This is a genomic window from Paraburkholderia sp. SECH4 (assembly GCF_030511745.1).
GTDB classification, from domain to species: Bacteria; Pseudomonadota; Gammaproteobacteria; order Burkholderiales; family Burkholderiaceae; genus Paraburkholderia; species Paraburkholderia madseniana.
Genome location: NZ_JALOCP010000087.1, coordinates 1 through 6,956, shown reverse-complemented (window position 1 = coordinate 6,956; position 6,956 = coordinate 1). Strand labels below are relative to the sequence as shown.

Annotated in this window: 6 protein-coding genes and 1 pseudogene; all 7 read left to right on the top strand. The window is 56.0% G+C overall.

The genetic code is table 11. The features are described from left to right. Positions 1 to 439 precede the first annotated feature (439 nt). A complete protein-coding gene (locus tag M0D67_RS41565) occupies positions 440 to 1,240 on the top strand; it encodes an enoyl-CoA hydratase (protein WP_266243538.1) in 801 nt (266 codons plus the stop codon). Positions 1,241 to 1,278: 38 nt separating this feature from the next. Further along, on the top strand, positions 1,279 to 1,587 hold the full coding sequence (locus tag M0D67_RS41560; RefSeq protein WP_266243536.1) for a DUF1330 domain-containing protein: 309 nt from the start codon (positions 1,279 to 1,281) through the stop codon (positions 1,585 to 1,587). 125 nt (positions 1,588 to 1,712) lie between these two features. Further along, the gene (locus M0D67_RS41555; RefSeq protein WP_266243534.1) at positions 1,713 to 3,293 is read left to right on the top strand and encodes an AMP-binding protein; all 1,581 of its coding nucleotides are present in this window, start codon (positions 1,713 to 1,715) and stop codon (positions 3,291 to 3,293) included. 160 nt (positions 3,294 to 3,453) lie between these two features. After that, on the top strand, positions 3,454 to 4,086 hold the full coding sequence (locus tag M0D67_RS41550) for an NADPH-dependent FMN reductase (RefSeq protein ID WP_266243532.1): 633 nt from the start codon (positions 3,454 to 3,456) through the stop codon (positions 4,084 to 4,086). 114 nt (positions 4,087 to 4,200) lie between these two features. Continuing rightward, a complete protein-coding gene (locus M0D67_RS41545) occupies positions 4,201 to 5,370 on the top strand; it encodes an acyl-CoA dehydrogenase family protein (protein WP_266243530.1) in 1,170 nt (389 codons plus the stop codon). Positions 5,371 to 5,483: 113 nt separating this feature from the next. Continuing rightward, positions 5,484 to 6,629, top strand: a complete 1,146-nt coding sequence (locus M0D67_RS41540; protein WP_266243517.1) for an acyl-CoA dehydrogenase family protein — start codon at positions 5,484 to 5,486, stop codon at positions 6,627 to 6,629. 60 nt (positions 6,630 to 6,689) lie between these two features. Beyond that, positions 6,690 to 6,956, top strand: a pseudogene (locus tag M0D67_RS41535) (hypothetical protein); the annotation flags it as partial.

Here is a 6,956-nt window from a genome sequence, read left to right as displayed (position 1 = left end):
GCAGGGCCACAGCCCGGAGATCCTGCGCAAGGTATTCATCGATAACGGCAAGGCATTGCTGCCGGACTGACATTAATCGGATGCTTCCTGATTGCTAATCGCAATCTCGGGATTGAGCAGGTCTACCCAGAATGATCCGTCTCTCGTCAGAATCTAGCCGCAACGAGAGTGCTGGTCTGTATATGGGGCGGGCCCGCGAAGAGCAAAGGACTACATCGGAGGCAGAACAACGGAACGTTGTGGTTGTGGGCAATCAATGAGATGCGCGCAGATTGCTTGAGGAACGCACGTACGTGTTGGTAAATGAAGTGAAAAAACTTTGGTATGCGAATAGAACGTTTCAGACGATCGTCTGGCCGGACGCGCGCCCTCTGCAAGTGCTACCCATTGGAAGCGGAGGTTTCGCATTGTTTCAAGACGCAGAATAGGGAGTCGACAGATGAAGGACATTCCATACCGCGATATCGCATTTGAGATCATTGGTCAGGTTGCACGAATTTCGCACAATCGCCCAGACCGACGTAACGCTGAAGGAACACTGTTACTTGATGAACTTGACGACGCGTTATCACGTTGTGCGGATGATGACAACATCCATGTCGTGATTGTTGGAGGGAAGGGGGAGCACTTCTCGGCAGGTCACGATGTGAAGGAAGCGATGGGCCGTCCGGATCAGGTCGAGCGCCGTTACGCGTACGAAGAGCAACGCTACCTCGGCTACTGTCTGCGGCTCTGGGATTTCCCCAAGCCTACCATCGCACAGGTACAAGGCGCGTGCATTGCGGGCGGCTTCATGATCGCGAATATGTGCGATCTGGTCGTCGCCTCTGATGATGCCTTTTTCGTTGATCCAACATGTGTCACCTTGGCCGCTGCCGCGACCGAAGTACTAATCCACCCATGGGTGTTGGGGTTGCGGGCGGCGAAGGACTTCCTGTACACCGGCCGCAAGATGCTTGCGGACGAAGCGCTGCGACTTGGAATGGTAAACCGAGTCTTCCCGACCGATTCGCTGGAGGAGGGCGCTCTAATGTTGGCAAATGAAGTCGCAAAAGCGCCTCCGTTTGCGATCAAGATGTTGAAAAGATCACTCAACAGGACAGCGGACATGCAAGGTTTCAGAAATGCCATTCAGGCGCACTTTGACACGCATGAGCTATGTCATACGACGCAGGAGTACAAGGATATTCGCTCCGGAGGGCTCGATAAAACGATCGCACGGACTAGATCCATCGGGTAGAGCGATGGCCTTCTGACTTCGCCAGGATGGAGTGAATAATGACAGCGTACGTTGTGCTCCTTAGACAAGTGACCAAGGATCCCCGTGAACTTGACACGTATCGGCCGATGGCGCAAGCAGCGAGCAAGGATCACCCAATGATTATTCGCGCGCTGCACGGGCGACAACGGGTACTTGAAGGTCCTGAAATAGAGGCGGTCTCGATCCTGGAATTCCCGACCTTCGAAGATGCCGAACGTTGGTACGACGCTCCGGCATACCGTCGGGCACTGCCTCACCGACTGCGGGGCGCTGACTACATTGCGGTCATTGCTGAAGGTTGCGGATCCGAAGTCGTGAAGTCATAGACTCCTTGGTGCGAGCCCTTGTGGGTGTCTTCTCCACCAAATAGAACTCGCGGTCAATCTGTGCACTGAGCGGAACTGATAGACGCCCTGTCAAAGACATTCAATCAGGCAGGCTGGAGGAAGGAATGACAACTGTTGTTGAGGCGCAGCATCAGGGGATTTTCCAGCCCCAATTGCTGGTTCATACGCTTAGCTACGATCTCGACCGGCCATTTCTCCACTACGGAGATGATCAAATTATGACTGCGGGCGACTATCGGGATCTTGTTAGCCAATATCTGCAATCTTTAAGAGTGCTTGGGCTTGCGCGCGGTGCCCGAATTGGTGTGCTTTCTGCAAATCGGCCGGAGGTACTGGCAGTTACGGGGGCATGCCTTCTGGGCGAATATGTGTTGGTGCCGATGCATCCGCTGGCCTCGCTGGAGGATCACCAGTACGCAATAAACGATTCAGGAATGGAGGCCCTCATCTTCGACCCCGAGAGTTACAACGAGCGCGGGACTGCGTTGGCTAGGGCAGCGGATGGGTTGTTCGCTCTCTCTTTTGGACCGGCCACGACGGGTCGGAATCTTTGCGAGTTGGCGGGCAAAATGAAACCGGAGGCCTTGGTGGCGCCGGACACCAGTCCGGAAGATGTTTACCGCTTGTCGTATTCCGGTGGCACAACAGGCAAGCCCAAGGCTGTCGCTGGTACCCATCGAGTGGGCGCTGCCATGTTGAGCATCCTCATGGCCGAGTGGGAGTGGCCTGCCGAAGTTAAGCAACTCATGTGTGCACACCTGAGCCACGCAGGATCAGCAATGTTCCTGCCGACGCTACTTCGTGGCGGGGCGATGGTGATAATGCGTGGTTTTGATCCGTTGAAAGTGCTTCAAGCTATTGAGAAACACCGGATCACTTGTGTATTGCTCGTGCCGACCATGATTTACGCGCTGCTTGATCATCCTCGGTCCACTGAATTTGACCTGTCGAGTCTGGAGACAGTCTTCTATGGTGCAGCCGCTATGTCTCCTACTCGGCTCCGGCAGGGCCTCGCGCGTCTGGGACCTGTGTTCTTCCAGTGGTATGGGCAGGTCGAGGCCCCAATGACGGTGTGTGTGATGCGTCGAGCCGATCACGTTTCTGACGACCCTGAGCGGCTCGCATCGTGCGGTCGTCCCGTTCCGTGGGTGCACGTCGAGTTGCTTGACGAGCAGATGCGTCCTGTACCGGACGGAGTTGCAGGGGAGATCTGTGTTCGGGGGCCACTAGTCATGGCGAGGTACCACAATCGCCCGGAGCAGACCGCCGATGCGCTTGCGGGCGGCTGGCTGCACACTGGTGACGTTGCTGTGCGCGACAAAGGCGGATTTCTCCGCATCGTCGATCGCAAGAAGGACATGATTGTATCCGGAGGATTTAATGTCTATCCACGCGAAGTTGAGGACGTTCTTTCCGGTCATGCATCTGTAGCAAGCTGCGCTGTCGTCGGCCTTCCTGATCCTTACTGGGGTGAAGTTGTAACGGCGTTCGTGGTATTGCGCACTGGTGAAAAACACTGCACGGAATCTCTACAGGCGCTGGTCCGCGAGAAGAAGGGTCCGGCGCAAGTTCCTAAGATGATCGAATTCGTTGATGAGCTGCCGCTAACTGCGGTTGGAAAAATCGATAAAAAATCGTTGCGCGCCAGCTATAAGTTGTCTAGTGACCGGACGGTGACCCAGTGAGGTTGGCTCATTGGATTTACCGAATGTTCATCCGCGCATCGTAGGTAATCTGGACGCTTCAGGGTGGGGCGGGGGCACGTGCACATTCGAACCCATCTCAACGCGCATGCCTCAATCCGGGCGATTTCTGGTGGGCTGTTCATAGGACAAAGGGCTGAACATGAAAGAGTTTGTTCCGTTCATCGTCGGAGTAGGTGGTACATCAAGGGCTGGCTCTTCGACAGAATTGGCCCTGCGCTTTGCACTGAGCGCGGCAGAGCGCGCTGGCGCAAAGACGGCATTAGTGGCTGGCCCAGAGCTTGAGTTTCCGATGTATTCGACCGATCGTTCGGAGCGTTGCGACACTGCCTCGGAAATGATTGCGTTGCTCCGTCGGTGTCACGGCGTTGTTGTCGCCTCACCGGGCTACCATGGATCGGTTTCGGGTCTCATCAAGAACGCTTTGGATTACGTTGAAGATATGCGCAATGATGAGGCCGTCTACCTTGATGGCCGCGCCGTAGGATGCATAGCCTGCGCATTCGGCTGGCAGGCAACGGGTAGCACACTGGCCGCCTTGAGATCGATTGTTCATGCACTTCGCGGATGGCCAACTCCCATGGGGGTCGCAATCAATAGCAGCACGAGAGCATTCGACACGGAAGGAAGGTGCCTCGATGCTGGGGTCGAAAGGCAGTTGGAGCTGCTCGCGAACCAGGTCGTTGACTTCGCTCGGATGCGCGCGGCTGTCGGAAACGGTGGGGAAAGCGTTTTGAACGGCCAGGCGAAGCTAATGCAAATGCGCCTGGGGTGATGAGAGCTGGGGAGGAATGCTGAACGCGCAGCCATGCGGTGCATCGAGTCCGCCGTCTACTCCCATCTGAACTATCACTGACGATTTTGTCTAGCGGCAATGGATGCAATAACCATGTCCGATTCTCTTGAAAGCATTGATCCAGTCGGGTTCCGCGCCCAGGTTCGAGCGTTCCTGGATGAAGCATTGACACCGGAACTGCGACAGGCGGGGTGTGAGCAAATCGGTGTTTTTGCGCCGCCAGAGATTGGTCGCATCTGGCACCGCAGACTTTACGAGCGAGGCTGGATTGTACCGACGTGGCCTACGAAATACGGAGGACGGGGCTGGGGGCCTGCACAAAGGTACATCTTCGAGCAGGAGTGCGCGCTGGCGAACGCTCCCACGCTGTCGTCGGCGGGCCTGCTTATGCTCGGCCCCATCCTGATTCACTTCGGCACTGAGGAGCAGCAGACACGCTTCCTGCCGCGTATTCGATCTGGTGAAGATTATTGGTGTCAGGGTTACTCTGAGCCGAGCGCCGGATCCGATCTTGCCGCACTAAAATGCCGAGCGCACCGTGAAGGAGGCGAGTACATCGTTGAGGGCACAAAGATTTGGACCACGCATGCCCATTGTGCGGACTGGATCTTTCTGCTTGTGCGAACCTCTACGCACGAGCGCCCGCAGGAAGGAATTAGTTTTCTGCTGGTTGATATGCGCTCGCCGGGAGTGGTGGTCCATCCAATCATCAGTATGTCCGGTGAGCACGAGGTGAATCAGGTGTTCTTCGACAGTGTTCGAACCCCGGCTGAGAACCGAATCGGCGATGAAGGTGCGGGTTGGACCGTCGCGAAGCGCTTACTTGAGTTCGAGCGCAGCGGAGTCTACGGACCACGCGTCCGTCGATTGCTGCTCCAGGCTCGCCGGATTGCCGAGGAGCGCGAAGATTGCTGGAGAGACGCGGACTTTCGTTGGCGCTATGCAGAGCTAAGCATCGATTGTGATGCGCTTGAGGCAGCGGAGTTGCGAATGCTTGTCGAGAGCGACTCACAGCGGGCAGGGGTCACTACATCCTTGCTCAAGTTAGCCGGCACAGAGACATTGCAACGTGCAAGTGAGCTATGTGTGACAGCAGCCGGTGCGGCGTCGCTGCATGCCCACGACCCTGCAAAGTCGGATACATCTTCCCGAGATGCCCAAGTAGCGATGGCGCGGTACCTCAATATGCGCGCAGCAACAATTTACGGGGGATCCAGCGAGATCCAGCGGAACATTCTCGCAAAAACGGCGCTGCAACTGTGAACCCGTAGCGGGATAGCAGGACGCTTAGGTCTACGTTACACCCCTATGTGGAGCCAATAGCGCACCTTCCTTGATGCGTCGGGTGGCATAGGGGTTGCAAAGAAGGAGGGTATATGGACGGGATGGATTTCGCGCTAAACGATGAGCAGCGTATGTTGCGCGATATGGTTGAGCGGGTCTCTGTCGAACAATACGGATTTGGCGTCCGACAGGCAGCAATACTTGACCACGACGGCTTTCATAGGCCCTTCTGGAAGGAGTTGGGACAGCTTGGTGTGCTCGGAGCGACGTTGCCAGAGAGTTGCGGTGGATCAGGGGCGGATCAGATGACTGCAATGTTGATCATGTCCGAGTTTGGGAAGAACTTGGTGATTTCGCCATACCTGTCGACCATCATCTGCTCAGCTACGCTGCTTGCTCGTTTTGGTACTACGATGCAGCGCGACCAGTACCTGCCCAGCGTGATCGAGGGCAGCAGCATCATCGCGTTTGCATGCGACGAGGCGAATGATGTGATTGACGTCAGTCACGTGAAGACATCAGCTTCGCCGAGTACGGGCGGATTTGAGATTACTGGCCATAAGACTGGCGTTGTGGGTGGTATCTGGAGCGACTATGTGATGGTGGTTGCAAAGATCGAAGGTACTGACCGCGCAACTGGAACATTTATTCTGCCGGTGGATACCCCCGGCGTCGAGATGCGCCACTACCGAACAATTGATGGTGGAAGTAGTTCGACTGTCCATCTCAACAAGGCATTTGTGCCCTTGAATTCATGGATTGGTGAGTATTACGACAGTGGAGAGGCCGTCGAACGCATTCGCGATGAAGCTGCTGCAATGGTATGCGCGGACGCTGTGGGATCCATGGGAAGTCTGCTCCATAAAACGGTCGAATATGCACGGACGCGGAAGCAATTCGGGACACCGATTGGAAAATTCCAGGTGTTGCAACATCGGATGGTGGATATGCTATTAGGGTGTAATCAATCGTCGTCGATTACCCATCACGCAGTGACGCACCTTGCTGCTAACCCGGTCCAACGAAAAAAGGCCGTGTCGGCAGCGAAGGCACTTGTTGGACGGTTCGGGCGCATGGTGGCACAGTCGGCCGTGCAGATACATGGTGCTATAGGTATTACTGACGAACTGGACGTCAGCCATCACTTCCGTCGTATCGAAACTCTTAATCTTTGCCTCGGTACAATTGACGGGCATATTCGCCGGTACGCAGATCTGTTAGACACAAGCGAAGCTTGAATGGCCGCGTGCTACCGCGGCATGGCCCGGAACCTCAATCTCACACGTGGCGGTGCACCGATGAAGCTCTACTTCTCCCCCGGCGCATGCTCGCTGTCGATCCATATCGCGTTGCGCGAAGCGGGTATCGACTTCGAAGGCATCAACGTGAATCTGCAGACGCACAAGCTTGCGAACGGTGAAGACTACTACGCGATCTCGCCGCGCGGCTACGTGCCGCTCGTCGAATTCGACGACGGCTCGCGGCAACCGAAGCCGCACCGCGGCTGCAGTTGTGAACGGCGGTCGAAATCCGACGTTAAACGGCGGCGTCAGTCAGGAATTCGG